Here is a 21848-nt window from a genome sequence, read left to right as displayed (position 1 = left end):
TAGACCACATCCCAAGAGCGCCACGTAAGCGCACTGGATACGGGCCTTAAACAAGCCCTGACTGGCGGGAAAAGTAGCTCGATAAAAAGAGTCGCCGGACGGCTGGAAAGACAGCACTGCGTTCGCCCTTAACCAAAGGAGCAACACAATGATTTCGTACCTCTACCTACCGATTCTCACCTTTTGCACGTTCGCTCTCATATCAATCCGCCGATACTGGGTATGCATAGATCGGCTCGGATACATGAAAGAGATCTCTAGACGGGCGCCATCGTTATTGCAACGAGACCTCACGGCCGCAGTACTTGCGATGGTGCCGTTTTCAATGGCCGCCATCGACTGGTTCGAAATAACGCTCCCCCGCCAGTCAGCCCCCATCCCTCCAGGCTTCGCTGCACTGCTCTCAGTCTGCTGCGTGTGCGCCTGCATAGGCATTCTCAACAATACCTTTGGACGCCTAGCGGGTAGTTGGGCCGGAACCAGGGAAAGCGCCCTGCGTACGGTCGCGGCGCTACGAATCATTGATCAAGCAGAGCTGGCCTCAGCGCTGAATGTCCTGAGCAATCGCAACGCGAACATGACGAGCGCTGATTCAACCAGCAACACTGATCACAAGGTGAAAAAATGAAAAGTATTCCTGCCCTCCTACTCATCACAACGTCAATTCTTGCTGGCTGCGAACGACAAGAATCCGTTCAAACCGTCGATTGGTACAAGGCAAATACATCTGAGCGTTTGAAGGTGCTTGAGAGGTGCAAGGCTAGCCCTGGAGAGCTTTCGATCTCTGCGAACTGCATCAACGCGTCATCGGCCGCGAATGCAATAACGCTGGAGCTCCGCGGCTACAAACACCGCGAACCAATCAATTTTTCTTCTCAGGGAAAATAGAATGACGACCACGACAGGAATATTCGAATGGATGGCGGGGAGCATGGACCAAACCCTACAGACCTTCATAAGCGTCACCTCCAGCCAAGTCATCGATGACTTTTCACTAACGGTAACGCTTTGTGGAACGCTCTATTTAACCATGATGGGCTTCATGATGATCACCGGCACAATCGAGCAACCCGCATCCCATTTCCTCAAGACCTGCGGAAAGTTTCTGCTTATCAGCGGGCTGGCAATGAACGCAGACACCTATATGTCGTGGGTAGTGGAGGCACTACACGGCCTGGAAACAGGGGTTGCTTCTGCCTTTTCAGCTACTGGCGACTCAACGGCCTCAAGGTCTGTATTTCAGGTAGTGGACAAGGCCATGTCCGACGGCTGGGCAATAGGCGCCGATATTCTAACGAAGATGGGACTTCGTGCTGGGTACGACGTCGGAATGATATTTTTTGATTTGTTGACCGCCATAATCGTATACGCGGCAACACTTATTATCGCGGTTCCAGCGGGGGCAATGATCATCGTTGCAAAGGGAATGCTGTCGATCATGCTTGGCATCGGGCCAATTTTTATCATGATGCTGTTGTTTGGTCAGTTCACTTCCAAATGGTTCGATAGTTGGTTCGCCCAGGTCATCACCTACATCCTGCAAATCGCACTGGTTGTCACGGTGCTCAGTTTCGGGATCAAGTTTTTCTCATCGCTAACGAGCGACATACTCGCGACACCCGGTGACTACCCGATATCCACCTTCCTGGAGCTTTTGGTGGTGACGGTCGTTGTGCTGTACATGCTGCAGCAAGCCAATGCCGTCGCTGGCAGCCTTGCAGGGGGAATATCCAGCGCAGGGCTCACCCTACGTGGAATCGCAAGCGGTGCCGCCTCACCAATCACCAAAGGGCTCAACCGACAGTCCACGCGCCGCGACATGCAGTCGGGGCAAATGGTCACTGCTGGACGCTTGAACCACCTCGCAGCCGGTAACACAGCCTGGAACCCAGCCTACCGACAGCACGTCATGCAGAACATGGGCAAAAACTGGGGGAGTGCTACCGGGGGCAAAGTTAATCAGTAGCCCCTGACGCACGGCTCATCAGACCTCGCTTCGGCGGGGTCTTTTTTTGAGTACCTTCAACAAGCGGATGACGGGTCAAGGGGTTGGTGCGGCCCGCAGGAGCGAAGCAACGAGGACTCGGCCCCTTGACGCGGCAGGAGCGACCAACGCTCACGGCATGGGTGTAGGGGATCAAGGCCGCAGGCCTCCCCTGCACCCTTGACGACAGAGGGCGACTCGCTCCCTTCCCGCTTGCGGGAAGGGCGGGGGGATGGGATATGAAAGAACGTTAACACTATGAATTTAATGAACTAATCTCAAAAACAAGACAATTTCAGCGTTCTTGTTTTGATGAGTCATGCGTGCAAACCCATCCCGGGACAGGTGGTCACTTGGTCCGGTAGATCCGTCGAAACCAGGTCCTGCCGGTATAAAGGCGTTTACAGATCTTTATGGACAGAACGCCTACCAGTGCGAAGACGACCCCAAACACAGCCCACAGGAAAGTCGAATTGGTAGACAGGTGATCGTGAACGAGCTTCGCCGCATACCAGCCTGCTGCCACCGAAACGATAATGAAAACGACGACACTTGCCCGAGGGGTGCCATAGGAAATTTCAGCATGACAGCCTCTACAAACTGAGGCGCCCCATGGAACGTTGTTCATGCAATGTGGGCAACTGACGGTTCGGTTGGTTTGCACCGATTCACTCCTTTGAAAAGTTTCCTTGAAGAACCACTAGTCTAACCGAGGTTCTCCCCAGTAAGGCACCGGAGGAGATGCCTACACCGATCAGAAACCCAAGCGATGGGAACGTTTGAATACCGATCCTGAAGCTCCGCGCTCCGCTTGGGCAACCCCTTCGGTTGCATCCCGTGTCCGAACTTGCCGGACTGGCTGCGGGGCAGGCACGGCGGGCGAAGCCCTTGACCTACCCCTGGCGATAGGCTGAGCGCTTCCTGTGGAGTCAAGGGTGCGGCTACGCCCGTCATCCTCACCCGTTCGGTGCTCGCCTTCGGCTCCGCTCCGCATGCGGCCTCCGGTGCCGCCCTTGACACCACATCCAGCAAAAACCTTGGTACTTTGATCAATGCACACTTTCACATGTGCCATGTACCTCCATCACATTCGCAGATTACAAGGCGTGCTTGCGCGCAACCGGGACTGCTTCAAATCTAAATTCCTTGTTCATGAACAAGACTTCTCAAAACTCGTCAGGAAAACAGCATGACTTCAGGAAATCATAAAACCACTCAACAGCAAGACAACGCTGCCCTATCAGCCGAGATTGACCAGCTCAAGGAACACCAGATATCGGAGTCTGAGCAGAGCAAACGGAAGGAAACCGTGGACTTTGCCAACGCCTCGGTAAAACTGTCTGGATTTGAAATCACTGAGGGTATGAAACGCCTCTGCGAGCGCTACATCAGCGGCGAAATTGATCTGGACGAGTTTGTGTCGATCTCGCAGCAAGAGAGCTCTTATTCCCTACCGAAGTGAGCGTAAGTTCACCGATGCTTGAACATCTTGAGCCGCATACCCGACATTTTTCGAACTAACAAGACAACAACTGCACGCCGACTGGCAGCGCAGCAGTGAAAAAACAAGAAGCATATGCCTGAGAAAGGACCCCCTATGCATGACCCCACAACAGATTTCACCGGCCCTCTGAGAGAAGGGGGATGGCAAGCATGCAGCGCCCACGCCTAAAGCCTCCAGCGTCAATCTGGAAACGAATCGATAGCTCCCCGGAACGTCTGATCTCTCTCGCCGCACTTGCCGTTGCGTTTGGCGCCCTATGCGTGTCGTTATGGCAGCTTGATATGGCTAAGCAGCACAATGTGCTTTCCGTAAGACCTTACCTGATGGTCACGCCTCACCTCGCAGGTGCCAACGGAAAGAACGGGCTGTTTCTCACCAATGAAGGTATCGGTCTCGGGATACTTACTTCCCTGAGCGTTTCCGTATCGGGGAAAGTCTATGCAGGCTTAGGCAAGAATCAATGGCCGAAAATCTTGCGCGATATGGGCTTGGAACCGCTTTGCTTTTCTATTGGCTGGCCAACCAAGGTTGCCGCCTTAAGGCCCGGAATGGAAATCGAAATTCTGGGCAAGTCAAAACTGTTCAACTCTGGTTGCGAGCTTGCGCTGGCTACGTTCCTAACAACGAAAGACGTCTCGATTGAGCTGCGTTACACCTCGCTTTACGAAGAAGAACACACATTTTCAGGTGATACGTTCTTGAATCTATAGCGCCAGGCTCCGTAGCTGAATCCGTCCGGGCTTTGTTCATGAACAAGAACTTGGCCTATTGGAGATCTAGTGCAGGATAGGCTTTCACCGGAAAGCTGTATTACACAACGCCACCTCCACTACGATTTTTCCTTGTTCATGAACAAATTTGAAAGACGGTGGAGCACTAGTGCAGGATAGGCTAACCGCCGGTAAGGTAGGCGCCTACGACCCTAATTACTCGCCCTGTCAGGCAGCACTCTGGTCGTCGGAGGACGTGGCCTTAGTAGTTGCTGTCCGGTCGTAATGGCCGACACAGCGACCCAGCAATATTATCGGGCCATTACGTCAAATTTCGGTACTATTCGGTTAACGCCGGACTTTCCAAAAGGTCGAGAAATGGATTTCACCTCTGTCATTGCCCAAGTGTGGGGCATGCTGATCTGGTTTATCCCAGCCGTATTTCAGGCCATGCTTAACGCCCTGCAAACCGCTCGCCCCTCGCCAGCCCCTGCGAGCATTTGCAAAACCTTGAACGCCTTAGAGAGGTGGCAGCCGAGCGGCGATGCTAGGGATGCGACAGCGCGCAGCACATGTGTACCGTCAAGTCGGACACAAAAGCAGGTCAGCGATTTGGGGGGTGCTTGGTTTCCCCCTCGTACCGAACCATGCGGAGCGTATGAAGAGAACCAGCGTAGAATCGAGGTTTGCCTCTATCGTGACAAAAAAGCATCACTGACCTTGCTTTGGATACTTGAGCCAGGTTTGAAAGTGGTAGTACATAAGCGCACAAAACATGTCCATCTTTATGAAGCATGACGTTATGCCTAACCGAATAGAGCTAGATTAAATTTAAATGCTTCTGGTTTAAAAGGTGATGCTTTGACCCAAAAAAATAAGGCAGCGAACTCCGGCATAGATGCCCTACTAGGTTTTGAGTTTCAGCGTAACTGCGCACTGTACTTACTGCTGAATGACTACGTGCAGATCATAAATCGAGAATTTTTTATATGCATAGAACATCATGATGATTTTTTATTTTGTTACAGATCCGATTGCCGCAGCAATTTAGAAGTAATTCACTCATATCAAGCGAAAAAACTTTCGGGCAACATATGGACAATAGATGCAAGATTTGCCGAAATCATAGCAAAAATGCTCGGGGTGGGGAACAATCTCAAAACCGACTCAGCACCTAAGGGCACAAGCTACACACATAAATTAACTTTCGTTTCCAACACCGACATCAAGTTAAATTACAAGCCTACGCCACAAGAGAAGAAAAAAGGCAAAGGAGAAGCGACCCATCTTCTTAATGAGCAGAACTCTAACAGCAAATATAATGAAATAGCTGAAGACATAAAGAACAAAATCGATAAGAAAGTACGTGACCATTGCAATCAAGAGTCAATTTTTTTCCACGAGACTGAGCTATGTAATTTACATATGCAGTGGATAGATTTCCCGCGCAACAAAAGCTCCCAAAAAGATATCCTAGTCGGGCTGATGCACAGGAAATTCCCTCATGTTTCAGACCCTTTATCAGCAGTCGAGCTGCTTCTTAGCCTATTTAGAGATGTAGAAGCAGTCTACAATCAGGGCAAAGTTATCAACTTGCTCGATAGCACTAAGAGGGTTGAAGGCGAAGAGATAAAAAAGGCGATTAATATCATCGAAACAGAGCAAAAGACATTCAAGCTCTGGCGAAATTACTCCAAAGAATTATCTCGCAAGTTTAATGTTTCTCTAGACATACAAAACAACTACGAAAGCCGCATAAGTGACACCTTCGAACTACTAAAAGACATGAGCAACAACGAACACCAAATAATAAAGAGCTTTATTCGACAAAACAACTATTCTATGAATCATTCGACTTACGAAGATATGTTTGAAGCATACGTTGCCATCATTAAAGACAAGAACCATCTAAACCTGAAGGATATAGATATTTTCTTTTCTTCGTTATGTGCATTCGTGGAGTACTACGGCGAGAATTTAACATGAATACAACTCTCAGATTTAACCGGCTATTTGTCAGTTCCGAATCACATGGAGTTTGCTTCTGCGACGAGTTTTCGCCAGCGGCAAACATTGTTAGCGGCCGTAATACATCAGGGAAAAGTTCACTAATCCAGAGCTTATTATTTACTTTTGGCGTCAATGACATCAAAGAAAATTTGGATGAGATCCTGAAGTATCAGCCGACGTTCAGATTAGACTTCTCCAAAATTGTCGATGGCATCGAAGAAAAGTATACAATTGTAAGGACCCAAAAATCGATTTACGTGAAGGAGCCAACTGGCAAGGTGGTTCCGTTCCACGGCATTAATGCTGACAATAGTGCTGAGCACATGGCGCTAAAGGAATACGTGCGAAATTTAGTCGGATTTACTTTACAACTCGAGCAAAAAGGCGAGCTCAAACCGGGCCCGCTCGAAAGTTTGTTTTTGCCATATTACATTTCTCAGTCTGTAGGATGGGTATATTTACGCGAGTCATTCTCAAACCTCGAATATTATAAGGGTTTTAAAGACGACTACCTAGACTATTATCTCGGGATAAGCAATAACTTTGATCGCGTCGAGCATAGAAGCTTGACGCAAAGAAGGGAGAGGCTTTCGGCAGATATTAATAATCTTAAACGATATGGAAAAAACGCAGATTTTCAGTTCGCCAGCTTGGTCGACGAAGAGTTTGGAGAATACGCAGAAAAGCACATCGAAGGCTACGTTACAAAAACGAGCCTCTTGCAAAAAGAGCGAAATAACTACATACATATCTGCAACAAACTTTCGTTACTGCAAAACCATCACAAGATACTTAAGAGAACCAAAAGTAATATAAAGAAGCAAAACTACAACAACGTGGATCGCTGCCCGGCATGTACGCAGGTACTGACATATTCTTTAGAAGGCTTGTACAGCCACTATCAAAAATACAATGATACTGTCGAACTTGAGTCACACATTGCAGAGCAGCTAACTGATAAAAAATCCGAAATACACACATCTAATAAAAAAATGACAGCTGTAAGGAAAGAAATATCTGAAGATTATGGCGTTCTAATGAGCAAAACTGTGGATGGCCTTACGTTTGATCAATGGATATCTAACAAGGCAAACATCGCGCTCTACAAAAAAATGCAAGTTGACATTGAAAAATCAGAGCGCGAGCTAGAGGATGTCAAGATTGCTCTGGGCTCTATGACTACAGAAAAGGAAACCCTAACCAAACGGACAGATAAAGAAACTGAATTCAAGAGACTTTTTTCAGGCTACATGTCGCTGCTAGCACTTAAGCCGCTGACCGACCCTAAATATCTCGACTTGTACAAAATCAGTTCTTTTCCACGTCAAGGCGTTGAGCTTCACAAGACCGTAATGGCTTATCATTTTGCGCTGAATGCTATTATTGCAAAGTCGAAATCCGCTCATAGGTTACCATTTTTGTTAGACGCGATACTCAAAGAGGATATCGACGAAACTAGCCTGACGACTATTTTGTCATTTGTTGGAAAAAATCTACCTGCGGATACCCAAGCCTTCATTTCTATATCTGAACATATTAAAGACACTACCACAAACGAAGAAGGTGCCAAACCAATAGAAAAGATCAAAGTCAGTGAAATTAACGATACTTATTTCCCGAAAAACACAAAGATTATTTACATTGGGGCGGGTCGACTAGAGCGTAGTTTTCTGTCTCAAGCCCTAGATGATTATCAAGAAATTTACTTGGACACCGTCGAGATAACAAGTGTGTGAATAAATTGAATAGTAGCCCTTATATATGATGAGCTTACTTCCTCTAGCAGCAGTCTAGAACCCACTCACTGCTAACCCACAAGAAACGGTCAGTTTGCCATTTCTCGGTGGAAAACGGTACGCTCGCAGTACAGTACCAAGTTTCTGAAGCTTTCACTAAATTACGCTCAACACCATCAAATACGGGGCCTCCAGCTATGCCAACCTACGTTCACCTACGAACGATTTCTCTAGGCATAGCACGTCGCCCAGCAACTCATAATCCTTTGGTCCACGGTTCAAGTCCGTGTGGGCCCACCAAACAAGAAAGCCGCGCAATGCGCGGCTTTTTCGTGCCTGTTGGAATAACTCAATCGTGACGACCGCCTGCCGAAACATCACTCAGTTGGCGAAATTCTCGATCCTGACCTGGCCCTCAGGAAAGGTCGCGATAATTTCCAGTTCGCCGCCCATGGCGCGGATGTAGTTTCGCAAGGTGCTGATGTACATGTCTGTGCGCCGCTCCATTCTGGAGATCGCTGCCTGGTTGACGTGCAACGTCTTGGCCAGCGTTTCCTGACTCAGCTCTTGGGCCTTACGCAGCTCGTGCAGAGGCATTTCTTTCAGGTGCTGCTGGAACAACCGCTCTGCGTTAGCGCGAGACTCCGGCGTCATGCGAGCTTGAAGTTCAGCAAATTTTTTAGCCATCGTTGCGGCCCTCTTTACGCAATGTTTCCAAATGGTCGTCATACAATGTTTCCGCCTGCGGGACATGCTCGTCATACAACGGTTTCGACCGGTTTTGTCCCCTCCGATTAAAAGTAACGCGCATCGGCGTGGATCAAACGCATAGAGCACACGATAAGGCCGACCCGCATACTGGACCCGCAACTCTCGGAGATTGCCCAGTCGCGAGCCTTTAATATCGCTGCTATGCGGGTAACGCAGACCCGGCCCGAAAAACCCCAGCAGATCGACGCTGGCTGAAACCGAGGCTTGCTCCTTTGCATCCAACCCCTCCCACCAACCTTCAAATTCATCGGTGTATTCAATCTCCCAGCCCATACCAATATGCCACCCAAGGAATATGACCTCAAGGGAATAACTTTAGGCTTTAACGGCCGTGCGACCACCTTGGTTGCCAATGAAATTGTTAACGGTGGTTTCTGGTTGGATCTGGGTGTTCGGTGCCTGGCGTTTGGTTGTGTTTACCTAAGGTGTCGAAATATCGGATGACGCCTGAGGACCTTGTAGGCAAACTCCGAAAATTGCATTTTGGCACTCTGCTGCCATGTTGCGCTTTTCTTCGACGGGATACTCTCGGACGTCGCTGACCATTCAGCGATCGGGCTTGGAAACCCGTCGAACCTCAGCGCAACAGCACCCCATCAGGACTGCGGACGTTTTATACGATTGCAAGACCTGTGTTATGGCGGCTGTGCGTGGGACGCCTTCGGGCGTGCCGGTTCCTTGGTTCCCGGTTTTCCAACCTGCGTACAGCCGTCACCCATTCGCTTGGAAACGAATTTGCCGGCTCCTTGAACCCAGGAGATTGAGCATGACCAAAACAAACCCGTCCGAACCTTCAGAACTGAAAACTATCGGTTTCACACCTTTCATCTACCGCTCAAATCAAGCGCTGTTCAACGTCCGCGCCGGCGTCCCGATCAGCGATGCATTGGCCCAAGCTTCCGATCTGCTGTTCCTCGCCAAAGCGCTCGCCGTGGATGCCGCCTACGCAAAAGAAACCGACCATCATGCATGGGCCGCACACTATCTGACGGCGATGAGTAAAGCGGTGATTGATTATGTGGTGAAGGTGCTGACACGCTGACCTGCTCGGACGGCGACGAAATCTGAAGAGTAGCGGCAGCCCCCATGAATACGCCCCGAGTTATCGGGGCTTTCACCCTCAGCTTAAGAAGCAACACTTAACGCTGGAATGGCCTGCACGGGCCGCATCCGCTCAAGCATTTCACCCGTCCATACGACTTCATACATATCCGCCGCCCTGCCCCACTGCTCCACGATGACCATGCCGTCGACCAGTACGCGTCCCAATTCGGTAATCGTATCGGCCAATTGCTCTACGATCGTTTGAGTCCGAAACCACACACGATCAGTAATCTCTTTCAGCTCGGCCGTAATGCGGTCAGACGACGCCGGATCCGTATTGGGATAGGCGATATTGCGCAGCAAGTGCCGTAACTCCCTTATTTTTGCGTAATCCTGTTCCGCCCCCAGCTCTCCTTTGAGGATGGCTGTCGCTTTCGACTTATCCACGCGCTTTTCGGGCGCATGCTTTGAAACTAATGCCTGCCCCATAGCGCCAGCAAACAGGACCATCAACCGCGCTTCCAGATGTTCCCTCATGGCTTCTATCGACGAAATTGACCGCGCCAAGCTTATGGACGCCCCGCCTTGATGCCTTAAGTCCATGGTCACTGTCAGGGTCACGCCACCCGTTTCAAACCCCAAGGCTCGGGCAATCACGTAATGAGCCATTTCATGATTGGCAATCTGCAATGCATGATCCCGCAATGCGGGAGGTATTTTGTTTGTCATTTCCATTGCCTCGCATCCCTCGATTTCGCATTCGACTACGACTGACTGTTGGTGTCCATCCTGTCGATCGCGCCTTGCTCAAGCCAAAGAAAAACCCGAGATGTAGAAAACGGTATGAATGGTACTGAGGCGAGATCAAACATCCGCTGTGCGAGATGTGCCTGTAACATGCCAACCCATTGATCTGTGCCGCTGGAGACGACCCTTGCCTGACACTCGCCCGCCCGTTCTTGACGAAATCGACCGACAATTGATTGCAGCCCTGCAGATCAATGCCCGCGAAAGCGTGGCCATGCTCGCGCGACAATTGGGCATTGCTCGCACCACCGTGACTTCGCGATTGGCCCGGCTGGAAAAAGCCAAGGTGATCACCGGTTACGGCGTGCGTTTGGGTCAACGTGTCGTGGATGGCGGATTGCAGGCGTACGTCGGGATCACGGTGCAACCGCGCTCGGGCAAGGAAGTGTTGCGACGTCTCAGTGCGATGGCTCAGGTGCAGCAGTTGTGTGCGGTGAGTGGCGAATTTGATTATGTGGCGTGGTTGCGCACCGATTCACCTGAGCAGTTGGATCAGTTGCTGGATCAGATCGGCAGTGTGGATGGGGTGGAGAAGACCACGACCTCAATCATTCTCAGCAGCAAGATTGATCGCGGCCAGCCGGTTTAATCCAATTTGTTCGCCGCACTCGTCTAATTGAAGTAATTACAAGCAAAACGACGACACATTGTGTCTTATTAACGTGTTCTACGCTCTCTAGAATGGCTGCCATCTTTTCCTATACTCAGACGCGCATTCCGCGTCCGGTCGCCAGCAAGGTCAGCCATGAACAAGAACAATCGCCATCCTGCAGACGGTAAAAAACCAGTCACCATTTTCGGTCCGGACTTTCCCTTCGCCTTCGACGACTGGATCGAACACCCGGCCGGCCTGGGCAGCATCCCTGCGCACAATCATGGCGCTGAGGTAGCGATCGTCGGTGCCGGCATCGCAGGTCTCGTGGCAGCGTACGAATTGATGAAACTGGGCCTAAAACCCGTCGTCTACGAAGCCTCGAAAATGGGCGGTCGTCTGCGCTCGCAGGCGTTCAATGGCGCCGAAGGCATCATCGCCGAGCTCGGCGGCATGCGTTTCCCGGTGTCGTCCACCGCGTTTTATCACTACGTCGACAAGCTCGGCCTGCAAACCAAACCGTTCCCTAACCCGCTGACGCCTGCCTCGGGCAGCACGGTGATCGACCTCGAAGGTCAGACCCATTACGCACAGAAACTGGCGGATCTTCCTGCACTGTTCCAGGAAGTCGCCGACGCCTGGGCCGATGCGCTGGAAGCCGGTTCGCAGTTCGCTGACATCCAGCAAGCAATCCGCGACCGCGATGTACCGCGCCTCAAAGACCTGTGGAACACCCTCGTTCCGCTGTGGGACGACCGCACCTTCTACGACTTCGTTGCCACTTCCAAAGCCTTCGCCAAGCTCTCTTTCCATCATCGCGAAGTGTTCGGCCAGGTCGGTTTCGGTACCGGCGGCTGGGACTCGGACTTCCCGAACTCGATGCTGGAAATCTTCCGCGTAGTCATGACCAACTGCGACGATCACCAGCATTTGGTGGTCGGCGGCGTGGAACAAGTGCCATTGGGGATCTGGCGTCATGTGCCGGAACGTTGCGTGCACTGGCCTGAAGGCACCAGCCTCAGCTCCTTGCACAACGGCGCGCCGCGTACCGGCGTGAAAAAAATTGCCCACGCGGCAGACGGGCGCTTTGCCGTAACCGACAACTGGGGCGACACCCGCGAATACGCAGCGGTGCTGACCACGTGCCAGAGCTGGCTGCTGACCACCCAGATCGAATGCGACGAAACCCTGTTCTCGCAAAAGATGTGGATGGCCCTCGACCGCACCCGCTACATGCAATCGTCGAAAACTTTCGTGATGGTCGACCGGCCATTCTGGAAGGACAAGGATCCGGAAACCGGCCGCGACTTGATGAGCATGACCCTCACCGATCGCCTGACTCGCGGTACTTATCTGTTCGACAACGGCGACGACAAGCCGGGCGTGATTTGCCTGTCGTACTCGTGGATGAGCGACGCGCTGAAAATGCTCCCGCAACCGGTGGAAAAACGCGTGAAGCTGGCGCTGGATGCGTTGAAGAAGATCTACCCGAAAGTCGACATCGCTGCGCGGATCATCGGCGATCCGATCACCGTGTCCTGGGAAGCCGACCCGCATTTCCTCGGTGCTTTCAAGGGCGCCCTGCCCGGCCACTATCGCTACAACCAGCGTATGTACGCACACTTCATGCAGGCCGACATGCCGGCCGAGCAGCGCGGGATTTTCATCGCCGGCGACGATGTTTCGTGGACGCCTGCGTGGGTCGAAGGCGCGGTGCAGACCTCGCTCAATGCGGTGTGGGGCATCATGAAACACTTCGGCGGTGAAACTCACGTCGAGAACCCGGGTCCAGGAGATGTGTTCAACGAGATCGGTCCGATCGCCCTGCCCGAATAAGAGGAATCCCGAATGCGCGTAGCCCTTTACCAATGTCCACCGCTGCCCCTGGATGTCGCCGGCAATCTGCAACGTCTGCATCAATTGGCGCTGGAGGCCAAGGGCGCGGATTTGCTGGTGCTGCCGGAGATGTTCCTGACCGGCTACAACATCGGCCTCGACGCGGTCAGCGTGCTGGCGGAGGTGCACAACGGTGAGTCGGCGCAGCAGATCGCGCGCATCGCCAAGACGGCCGGGATCGCCATTCTTTATGGCTACCCCGAGCGTACGGAGGACGGCCAGATCTACAACGCCGTACAGTTGATCGACGCTCATGGCGAGCGGTTGTGCAACTACCGTAAGACTCACCTGTTCGGCGACCTCGATCACTCGATGTTCAGCGCCGGAGGGGATGATTTCCCGCTGGTCGAGCTCAATGGCTGGAAGCTCGGCTTCCTGATCTGCTACGACCTGGAGTTCCCGGAAAACGCCCGACGCCTGGCCCTGGCCGGCGCCGAGCTGATTCTGGTGCCGACGGCGAACATGGTTCCCTACGACTTCATCGCCGACGTCACCGTCCGTGCCCGGGCCTTCGAAAACCAGTGTTATGTGGCTTACGCCAACTATTGCGGTAACGAAGGCGAGATCCAGTATTGCGGCCAGAGCAGCATCGCCGCGCCGGATGGCAATCGCATCGCCCAGGCCGGCCTCGATGAAGCACTGATTGTCGGCGAGCTGGATCGTCAGTTGATGGTCGATTCCCGCGCCGCCAATCGCTACTTCCTCGATCGCCGCCCAGAGCTTTACAGCGAGCTGAACAAGCGCTGACCACCTAGGGGGCGTTCTCAATTAGTTTCCCCGGCGCGGTGTGGAAACTAATTGAGAACGCCCCCTAATCCGCTAGCATTAGCGCTTCTCTGCTCTGGAAGTGCTCATGCCTGCGCTGAACCACCCCCACCTTCACACTGAAACCCTGGCCAACGGTCTGCGGGTGACGCTGCGTCATGTTCCTGATTTGAAGCGCAGTGCTGCGGCGTTGCGCGTCGCGGCGGGCAGCCATGACGTGCCGCTGGCCTGGCCCGGACTGGCGCATTTTCTCGAGCACTTGCTGTTTCTCGGCACAGAGCGTTTTCCTGCAGGCCTTGGGCTGATGGCCTACGTCCTGGGTCATGGCGGCCAGGTGAATGCGCGGACCTGCGAACGCACCACGGACTACTTTTTCGAGTTACCGCCTCAGTCGTTTACCGGGGGACTGGAGCGCCTGTCGGACATGCTCGCTCATCCGCGTATGAATCCGGACGATCAGCGGCGGGAACGGGAAGTGCTGCACGCAGAATTTGTCGCATGGTCTCGGGATACGACCGCTCAACAGCGATTCGCGCTGGTCGACGGTCTTTCAGCGGCGCATCCACTCCGGGCGTTTCATGCCGGTAACCGCTACAGCCTGCCGGTCCCGCAACCTGAGTTCCAGCACGCTTTGCTGGATTTCTATAAGCGGTTTTATCAGACCAGGCAGATGACCTTGAACCTGGCCGGGCCGCAGAGCATCGATGAGTTGAGGGCGATGGCTCAGAGCTTTGGCGCGGCTATTCCCGTAGGGGAAAAGGTCCCGCAACAAGCACCTACATCGCTGATGGATTCTTCGAACAAAAGTTATCAACAGGTTGGTGCACGTCGACTGGATCTGCTGTTTGCCTTCGACGCGCTGCCCGATTCATCGCCCGAGGCACTGGCGTTCCTGTGTCATTGGCTGAATGCCGCGAAACCCGGTGGTCTGCTGGCGCAATTGCGCGAGCGCGGGCTGGCTGACAGCCTGAAAGCTGCGCCACTGTATCAATTCGCCGGCCAGGCTTTGTTGCACATCGAGTTCACGTTGCCTGCCGACGCGACTCCCAACGGGATCCGCGAGCGGCTACTGGATTGGCTTGGATTCTTTGCCTCACAGCAACCCTGGACCGGTTTGCAGGAAGAATACGCCGCCCTGCTGCAACGTCAGCAGCAAATCAGCGGCGCCCTGCAACTGGCCCGACTGGACAGCGAACAGCGTGAAGCCGGGTTATCCGAATCGGGCGTTTCAGCCCTCAAGGAAGTCCTGAAACAAATCGGCGCTGTGGATAACTTCACCGGCCAATGGCAACTGCCAACACCTAATCCGTTTTTACGCGCCGAAGCTCCGGCCCCGAGTGCCGGACTGATCCGCGGCCAGACCAGCAAACACCGAGGCTTGCGGACCTTTGCTCAGGATCGTTCGCGCGGTCGTCGCGAACGGTCACCCATGCAGTTCAGTCAGGCGTTGCCCGATAGTAGTGCCGAAGGCGCCGTTTACCTGCGCTGGCGTCTGGACTTGGCACCTCGCAGCAACCTTCAGGCGAGCCTGGAACACCGCCTTCAGCCGTTGCGTGAAGACGCTCGTCAGGCAGGTGTCGATTTTTCCTTCAGCGCATCAGGCAATGAATGGCTGCTGAAAATGACCGGGCTACAGGAGCCGATACCGACCATCCTCGAACACGCGCTGAAAGAACTGACAACACCTGATGCCGGTTTCTCGCAAGAGGAGCCGCCGAGCGTTGCGATGATGCCGATTCGACAGTTGCTTAAAGCGCTGCCTGATCACTGCCTTGAGCGCACCGCTGACTCGGACGATTTGATGCAGCTTTGGTCGAGCGCGCGCTGGGATGGTCTGGCGACCGGCCTGTCCGCCCAGACACAGGCGGCGATGGGCCTCGCCTTGAGTCGTGTGCCTGGCACTGCGGACAATCAACTGACGCCACCCTCCCCGATCAACGCGCAGCATCTGTGGAGCGCGGTCGATACCGGGTCCAGCGAACACGCCTTGTTGCTCTTCTGCCCGACCGCAACCGCGGACATCGCTGACGAAGCCGCCTGGCGCTTGCTTGCTCACGTCTGCCAGACGCCGTTTTACCAACGCCTGCGGGTAGAACTGCAGCTCGGCTATGCGGTGTTCAGCGCCCTGCGGCAGGTCCATGGGCAGACCGGGCTGCTGTTCGGCGTGCAATCACCCAGCGTCGCCCCTTTGGATCTGCTGGAACACCTCGAACATTTCCTGCGTGGATTGGCCGGGATGATCGAAGACATCAATAACGAGACCTTCATCGACCAGCGCCAGGCACTGGCCGATCAATTCGATAGCGCGGCACTGCCCAATGCGCAGGCCGCCGAACTGCTCTGGCAGGGCAAACTGGCCGGCCACTCGTCGGAATATCTGACTCAACTGCCTCAGGCAATTCTGATGATCGAACGTGAAACGTTACTGGCCGCAGCACAACGACTGAATCAGGCCGAAGGCGGTTGGCGCTGTCTGGCCAGCGGACCTTGCCCGACCTCGCCTTGGCAAGCGGCAAAATGATCATTACCGGTGCTGCAATTAGCTTTCTCAAAGATTCCCGGCCAATCGCCCTGAAATTTTGAGTAACATAGCCACCTAACTATCTGAACATCTCCGGCTGGAGGTGGACTATATGTATAGATCTCAACTGTCCCATCACCTGAAGGAGCGCTTCTATGTCCTGGTCCAAACCTGCTTACACCGACCTGCGTATCGGCTTTGAAGTCACCATGTACTTCGCAAGCCGCTAATCTTTTTGTAGCGCAGTGCAACGCCTCGGCTCGCCGAGGCGTTTTTATTTTCAGTTTTCAAAATGATGGAGCGGCCATGTTTGTCCAGATTCTAGGTTCCGCCGCCGGCGGTGGTTTCCCCCAGTGGAACTGCAACTGCGTGAACTGCGCCGGTTTTCGCGATGGCAGCCTGAACGCCAAAGCGCGGACCCAGTCGTCCATCGCGATTTCCGATAACGGCGTGAACTGGGTGTTGTGCAACGCATCGCCGGATATCCGCGCCCAGCTCCAGAGCTTCGCCCCTATGCAACCGGGCCGCGCCCTGCGCGATACCGGCATCAACGCGATCATCCTGATGGACAGCCAGATCGACCACACCACCGGCCTGCTCAGCCTGCGCGAAGGGTGCCCGCACCAGGTCTGGTGCACCGACATGGTCCACGAAGACCTGAGCACCGGTTTTCCGCTGTTCACCATGCTGACCCACTGGAACGGCGGGCTGACCTGGAACCAGATCGAGCTCGACCGCAGCTTCACCATCCCGGCCTGCCCGAGCCTGCGCTTCACCCCATTGCCGCTGCGCAGCGCCGCACCGCCGTACTCGCCGCACCGTTTCGACCCGCACCCGGGCGACAACATCGGCCTGATCGTTGAAGACCTCAGCACCGGTGGCAAACTGTTCTACGCACCGGGCCTGGGCAAGGTCGACGCACCGCTGCTGGAGATCATGGCCGGCAGCGATTGCCTGCTGGTGGACGGCACGATGTGGGATGACGACGAAATGCAGCGCCGTGGCGTCGGTACCCGCACCGGCCGGGAAATGGGCCACCTGGCACAGAACGGCCCCGGCGGCATGCTGGAAGTGCTGGAACAGCTGCCCAAACAGCGCAAAGTGCTTATCCACATCAATAACACCAACCCGATTCTCGATGAGGATTCGCCAGAGCGTGCAGAACTGGTTCGGCGCAATGTTGAAGTGGCGTATGACGGCATGAGTATTGTGTTGTAGCGGATGGCCCCGGAGAACCGAAATGACTGATACAGCAATGTCCCCCGCCGAGTTCGAAGAAGCCTTGCGAGCCAAGGGCGCCTATTACCACATCTATCATCCGTATCACGTGGCGATGTACGAAGGCCGGGCAACGCGCGAGCAGATCCAGGGCTGGGTCGCCAACCGCTTCTACTATCAGGTGAACATCCCGCTCAAGGACGCCGCAATCCTCGCCAACTGCCCGGACCGCGAGATTCGTCGTGAGTGGATTCAGCGCCTGCTCGACCATGACGGCGCCCCCGGCGAAGACGGCGGCATCGAAGCCTGGCTGCGTCTGGGCCAGGCCGTCGGCCTCGACCCGGATCAGCTACGCTCGCAGGAATTGGTACTGCCCGGCGTGCGTTTTGCCGTGGACGCCTACGTCAACTTCGCCCGCCGTGCCAATTGGCAGGAAGCCGCCAGCAGCTCGCTGACCGAACTGTTTGCGCCGCAGATCCACCAGTCGCGCCTGGACAGCTGGCCGCAGCATTACCCGTGGATCGACCCGGCCGGTTACGAGTATTTCCGCACGCGTCTGGGCCAGGCGCGCCGCGACGTCGAACATGGCTTGGCGATCACTTTGCAGCACTACACGACGCGGGCCGGCCAAGAGCGCATGCTGGAAATTCTCCAGTTCAAACTGGACATTCTTTGGAGCATGCTCGATGCCATGAGCATGGCCTACGAACTGAAACGCCCGCCGTATCACAGCGTGACCGAGCAACGGGTCTGGCATAAAGGAATCACCTTATGAGTTTTGATCGCAGCAAGACCCCGAGCTGGCGTACCGGCTACCGCTTCCAGTACGAACCGGCGCAGAAAGGTCATGTGCTGCTCTACCCGGAAGGCATGATCAAACTCAACGAAAGCGCCGCACTGATCGGCGGTTTGATCGACGGCGAGCGTGACGTTGCGGCGATCATCGCCGAACTGGACGCGCAGTTCCCCGGTGTGTCCGAGCTCGGTGACGACATCGATCAATTCATGGAGGTAGCCCGTGCTCAGCACTGGATCGAACTTGCCTGATTGCGCGTCAGACAAGTTACCGCCCAAACCGGAAATCGGCCTGCCGCTGTGGCTGCTGGCCGAGCTGACGTATCGCTGCCCGCTGCAATGCCCGTACTGCTCCAATCCGCTGGACTTCGCCGAGCAAGGCAAAGAACTGAGCACCGAACAGTGGATCAAGGTCTTTCGCGAAGCGCGGGAAATGGGCGCGGCGCAATTGGGCTTCTCCGGCGGCGAACCGCTGGTGCGCCAGGACCTTGCCGAGCTGATTGCCGAGGCGCGCAAGTTGGGTTTCTACACCAACCTGATCACCTCCGGCATCGGCCTGACTGAGCAGAAAATCAGTGACTTCAAGAAGGCTGGCCTGGACCACATTCAGATCAGCTTTCAGGCCAGCGACGAGCAAGTGAACAACTTGCTGGCCGGCTCGAAAAAGGCCTTCGCCCAGAAGCTGGAAATGGCCCGCGCAGTGAAAGCCCACGGCTATCCGATGGTGCTGAACTTCGTGACCCATCGGCACAACATCGACAAGATCGACCGGATCATCGAGCTGTGCATCGCCCTTGAGGCGGACTTTGTGGAACTCGCCACGTGCCAGTTCTACGGTTGGGCGCAGCTCAACCGGGTCGGTCTGTTGCCGACCAAGGAACAACTGGTCCGCGCCGAACGCATCACCAACGAATACCGCGCCAAACTCGAAGCCGAAGGGCATCCGTGCAAGCTGATTTTCGTCACCCCGGACTATTACGAAGAACGCCCGAAAGCCTGTATGAATGGCTGGGGCAGTATTTTTCTGACAGTCACGCCGGACGGAACCGCTCTGCCCTGCCACGGCGCCCGACAGATGCCGGTGCAGTTTCCCAACGTGCGCGACCACAGCATGCAGCACATCTGGTACGACTCGTTCGGCTTCAACCGCTTCCGCGGTTACGACTGGATGCCCGAGCCGTGCCGTTCCTGCGACGAGAAAGAGAAAGACTTCGGCGGTTGTCGCTGCCAGGCATTCATGCTCACGGGTGACGCGAGCAACGCCGACCCGGTGTGCAGCAAGTCGGAACATCACGGCGTGATCCTCAAGGCTCGCGAAGAAGCCGAACACGCGACCCAGACCATTGAACAACTGGCCTTTCGCAATGAACGAAATTCACGACTCATCGCTAAAAGCTGAACCCTTCAGCGCTGCCAGGGCCGTCGCGGCCGGCATCGACTTCGCCGAGTTGCAGGTCGGCCCACATGGCTTGTTCTGGAACGAGTACCGTCCCGAGGACGCCGCCTGCCGAATCTGGCATTGGCGTGACGGCCAGGCGCATTGCGTGACGCCTGCGGGCTTCAGTGTGCGCAGTCGGGTGTACGAATACGGCGGCGGCGCGTTCTGTCTGACCGATGACGGGATAGTGTTCGTCAACGAGGCGGACCAACAGCTGTATCGACAGTCGCTGGCCGGCGAGACACCTGAGTTACTGAGCTCAGGCGAATGCCGATACGGCGATCTGCAGTTCGCTAACGGGCAGGTATTGGCGGTTGAAGAAAATCGCGACCGGCACCGTCTGGTGGCTATCGATGTGGCTGACGGGGTACGTCATCTGCTGGCCGAAGGCGCTGATTTCTATGCCGCGCCGACGTTGAGTCCCGACGCACAACGATTGGCGTGGATAGAATGGAGCCGCCCGGATCAGCCATGGACCGCGACTCGCCTGATGGTTGCCGAACGCCAGAACGATGGCCGTTTTGCTCTGCCGCGTTGCGTGGCGGGCGAAGACGGTGAGGAATCGCTGCAACAACCGAGGTTCGATACAAGCGCCCATCTGTTTTGCCTGACAGATCGCAGCGGCTACTGGCAGCCTTGGGTGGAATCGGCAGACGGTCTGAGCCCGCTGCCGAGTGCAGCAGCGGATCATGGGCCAGCGCCGTGGCAGTTGGGTGGCAGCACCTGGTTGCCGCTGAGCGAAGGCAGCTATCTGGCGAGCTGGACCGAAGACGGGTTTGGCAAACTGGGTCTTGGTGGTGACGCCTGTGAAGATTTCACGGGCGATTACAGCCGCTTCCGCTCTCTCGCACTGGATGAGCAGTTCATTTACTGCATCGCCGCTTCGTCAGTCAGTTCGTCGTCAGTCATTGCCATCGACCGCCAGACCCGGCAGGTCAAAACACTGGCTGGCGGTATTGCACCGTTGCCTGCCGAGCAGATCAGCGTCCCGCAAACCCTGCACTACCCGACAGGCTCGGGCGAGGCACACGGCTTCTTCTATCCAGCGATGACCGGTGATGCGAAACCGCCTCTGGTGGTGTTCATCCACGGCGGCCCGACTTCGGCCTGCTACCCCATGCTCGATCCGCGTATCCAGTACTGGGCGCAACGTGGCTTCGCCGTGGCCGACCTCAACTACCGCGGCAGCAGTGGCTATGGCCGGGCTTATCGACAAGCGCTGCATTTGAGCTGGGGCGAAGTGGACGTGGAAGACGCTTGCGCAGTCGTCGCTCATCTTGCCGAACGCGGACTGATCGACGGCGACAAGGCGTTTATTCGCGGTGGCAGTGCCGGTGGTTACACCACCCTGTGCGCATTGGCCTTCCACAACGTCTTCCGCGCCGGCGCCAGCCTGTATGGCGTCAGTGATCCTGTGGCGCTGGGCCGGACGACTCACAAGTTCGAAGGCGATTATCTGGATTGGCTGATCGGCGACCCGGTGCAGGATGCCGAACGCTACGCCGCACGAACGCCGTTGCTGCATGCGGGCAACATCAGTGTGCCGGTGATTTTCTTTCAGGGTGAACTGGACGCCGTGGTAGTGCCGCAACAGACCCGCGACATGGTCACGGCGCTACAGGACAACGGCATTCTGGTTGAAGCGCATTACTACGCTGACGAACGCCATGGCTTTCGCAAGGCCGGCAATCAGGCCCATGCGCTGGAGCAGGAGTGGTTGTTTTATCGAAGAGTGATGTCGTTGGCGGACTGAGATCGCAGCGTTCCATTCGCGGGCAAGCCTTGCCCGCGAATGCAATCTATCTGACGCCGCGAAACTCAGCGCTTGGCGATGATATACACCGCATGCACGATCCCGGGGATGTAACCGCACAGCGTCAGCAGAATATTCAGCCAGAACGCCCCGGCGAAACCGACTTGCAGAAACACACCCAGTGGCGGCAACAGAATGGCGATGATGATGCGAATAAAGTCCATGGGGTCAGCTCCTGATTAAAGTTGGCTCGTGTGAGCCTACAGCTAATCGACCTTTGCCGTTCGTCAGGGTTCAGTGCGGT

Annotated in this window: 21 protein-coding genes and 1 pseudogene; 18 read left to right on the top strand and 4 right to left on the bottom strand. The window is 55.0% G+C overall.

What is annotated here, in order from left to right; all coding sequences use genetic code 11:
• The first annotated feature begins 325 nt into the window (after positions 1 to 325).
• From ACIQU2_RS11790 to ACIQU2_RS11760, 7 genes are all read left to right on the top strand, one after another.
• Positions 326 to 628: a hypothetical protein gene (locus ACIQU2_RS11790; protein WP_403140717.1), complete on the top strand. Its 303-nt coding sequence runs from the start codon at positions 326 to 328 to the stop codon at positions 626 to 628.
• Complete coding sequence (locus ACIQU2_RS11785; protein ID WP_323550995.1) at positions 625 to 888, top strand: EexN family lipoprotein; 264 nt, start codon at positions 625 to 627, stop codon at positions 886 to 888. The genes ACIQU2_RS11790 and ACIQU2_RS11785 overlap by 4 nt, the downstream gene beginning before the upstream one ends.
• Before the next feature lies 1 nt (position 889).
• Positions 890 to 1966 (top strand): type IV secretion system protein, encoded by a 1077-nt coding sequence (locus tag ACIQU2_RS11780; protein ID WP_403140713.1) that lies wholly within the window; start codon positions 890 to 892, stop codon positions 1964 to 1966.
• A 1207-nt stretch (positions 1967 to 3173) separates the two neighbouring features.
• The gene (locus tag ACIQU2_RS11775; protein ID WP_403140710.1) at positions 3174 to 3446 is read left to right on the top strand and encodes an antitoxin VbhA family protein; all 273 of its coding nucleotides are present in this window, start codon (positions 3174 to 3176) and stop codon (positions 3444 to 3446) included.
• 191 nt (positions 3447 to 3637) lie between these two features.
• Complete coding sequence (locus ACIQU2_RS11770) at positions 3638 to 4198, top strand: hypothetical protein (protein WP_403140707.1); 561 nt, start codon at positions 3638 to 3640, stop codon at positions 4196 to 4198.
• Positions 4199 to 5059: 861 nt separating this feature from the next.
• A complete protein-coding gene (locus ACIQU2_RS11765; protein ID WP_403140702.1) occupies positions 5060 to 6184 on the top strand; it encodes a hypothetical protein in 1125 nt (374 codons plus the stop codon).
• Entirely contained in the window at positions 6181 to 7944 is a 1764-nt protein-coding gene (locus tag ACIQU2_RS11760; protein ID WP_403140699.1) for a hypothetical protein, read from the top strand. The genes ACIQU2_RS11765 and ACIQU2_RS11760 overlap by 4 nt, the downstream gene beginning before the upstream one ends.
• Positions 7945 to 8325: 381 nt before the next feature.
• On the opposite strand, the gene ACIQU2_RS11755 is transcribed toward ACIQU2_RS11760, so the two are convergent.
• Entirely contained in the window at positions 8326 to 8631 is a 306-nt protein-coding gene (locus tag ACIQU2_RS11755; RefSeq protein ID WP_056741296.1) for an XRE family transcriptional regulator, read from the bottom strand.
• Positions 8624 to 8988 (bottom strand): annotated as a pseudogene (locus ACIQU2_RS11750) (type II toxin-antitoxin system RelE/ParE family toxin). Before ACIQU2_RS11750 ends, ACIQU2_RS11755 begins: the two are co-directional and overlap by 8 nt.
• Before the next feature lie 493 nt (positions 8989 to 9481).
• On the opposite strand from ACIQU2_RS11750, the gene ACIQU2_RS11745 reads away from it, so the two are divergent.
• A complete protein-coding gene (locus ACIQU2_RS11745; protein ID WP_403140696.1) occupies positions 9482 to 9757 on the top strand; it encodes a DUF3077 domain-containing protein in 276 nt (91 codons plus the stop codon).
• An 83-nt stretch (positions 9758 to 9840) separates the two neighbouring features.
• Here the strand turns inward: ACIQU2_RS11745 and ACIQU2_RS11740 are convergent, their stop codons facing one another.
• Positions 9841 to 10488, bottom strand: a complete 648-nt coding sequence (locus ACIQU2_RS11740; protein ID WP_403140801.1) for a peptidase M41 — start codon at positions 10486 to 10488, stop codon at positions 9841 to 9843.
• A gap of 205 nt (positions 10489 to 10693) precedes the next feature.
• Here ACIQU2_RS11740 and ACIQU2_RS11735 point away from each other — a divergent pair, with 205 nt between their 5' ends.
• The 10 genes from ACIQU2_RS11735 to ACIQU2_RS11690 all read left to right on the top strand — a co-directional run bounded on the left by ACIQU2_RS11735 (position 10694) and on the right by ACIQU2_RS11690 (position 21544).
• Positions 10694 to 11155, top strand: coding sequence for an Lrp/AsnC family transcriptional regulator (locus tag ACIQU2_RS11735; protein ID WP_007980298.1), 462 nt, complete (start codon positions 10694 to 10696; stop codon positions 11153 to 11155).
• Positions 11156 to 11311: 156 nt separating this feature from the next.
• A complete protein-coding gene (locus ACIQU2_RS11730) occupies positions 11312 to 12994 on the top strand; it encodes a flavin monoamine oxidase family protein (protein ID WP_403140693.1) in 1683 nt (560 codons plus the stop codon).
• A gap of 12 nt (positions 12995 to 13006) precedes the next feature.
• The gene (locus ACIQU2_RS11725; RefSeq protein ID WP_403140691.1) at positions 13007 to 13801 is read left to right on the top strand and encodes a carbon-nitrogen hydrolase family protein; all 795 of its coding nucleotides are present in this window, start codon (positions 13007 to 13009) and stop codon (positions 13799 to 13801) included.
• A gap of 106 nt (positions 13802 to 13907) precedes the next feature.
• A complete protein-coding gene (gene pqqF / locus ACIQU2_RS11720; protein ID WP_403140689.1) occupies positions 13908 to 16340 on the top strand; it encodes a pyrroloquinoline quinone biosynthesis protein PqqF in 2433 nt (810 codons plus the stop codon).
• 155 nt (positions 16341 to 16495) lie between these two features.
• Positions 16496 to 16570, top strand: coding sequence for a pyrroloquinoline quinone precursor peptide PqqA (gene pqqA / locus ACIQU2_RS11715; RefSeq protein WP_009045898.1), 75 nt, complete (start codon positions 16496 to 16498; stop codon positions 16568 to 16570).
• A 76-nt stretch (positions 16571 to 16646) separates the two neighbouring features.
• Positions 16647 to 17558 carry a pyrroloquinoline quinone biosynthesis protein PqqB gene (gene pqqB / locus ACIQU2_RS11710; protein ID WP_403140687.1) on the top strand — a complete coding sequence of 304 codons (912 nt, stop codon included), beginning with the start codon at positions 16647 to 16649 and terminating at the stop codon, positions 17556 to 17558.
• A gap of 22 nt (positions 17559 to 17580) precedes the next feature.
• Positions 17581 to 18333: a pyrroloquinoline-quinone synthase PqqC gene (gene pqqC / locus ACIQU2_RS11705; RefSeq protein ID WP_403140685.1), complete on the top strand. Its 753-nt coding sequence runs from the start codon at positions 17581 to 17583 to the stop codon at positions 18331 to 18333.
• Entirely contained in the window at positions 18330 to 18605 is a 276-nt protein-coding gene (gene pqqD, locus ACIQU2_RS11700) for a pyrroloquinoline quinone biosynthesis peptide chaperone PqqD (RefSeq protein WP_403140682.1), read from the top strand. Before pqqC ends, pqqD begins: the two co-directional genes overlap by 4 nt.
• Positions 18598 to 19752 (top strand): pyrroloquinoline quinone biosynthesis protein PqqE, encoded by a 1155-nt coding sequence (gene pqqE / locus ACIQU2_RS11695; protein WP_165353321.1) that lies wholly within the window; start codon positions 18598 to 18600, stop codon positions 19750 to 19752. Before pqqD ends, pqqE begins: the two co-directional genes overlap by 8 nt.
• Complete coding sequence (locus tag ACIQU2_RS11690; RefSeq protein ID WP_403140681.1) at positions 19718 to 21544, top strand: S9 family peptidase; 1827 nt, start codon at positions 19718 to 19720, stop codon at positions 21542 to 21544. The genes pqqE and ACIQU2_RS11690 overlap by 35 nt, the downstream gene beginning before the upstream one ends.
• Before the next feature lie 65 nt (positions 21545 to 21609).
• Here ACIQU2_RS11690 and ACIQU2_RS11685 read toward each other — a convergent pair whose 3' ends face one another.
• Complete coding sequence (locus ACIQU2_RS11685) at positions 21610 to 21768, bottom strand: YqaE/Pmp3 family membrane protein (protein ID WP_007904205.1); 159 nt, start codon at positions 21766 to 21768, stop codon at positions 21610 to 21612.
• Positions 21769 to 21848: the final 80 nt, after the last annotated feature.

This window comes from Pseudomonas sp. NPDC098740 (assembly GCF_044760065.1).
Lineage (GTDB): Bacteria > Pseudomonadota > Gammaproteobacteria > Pseudomonadales > Pseudomonadaceae > Aquipseudomonas > Aquipseudomonas rossensis.
This window is presented reverse-complemented; position numbering and strand designations above follow the sequence as displayed.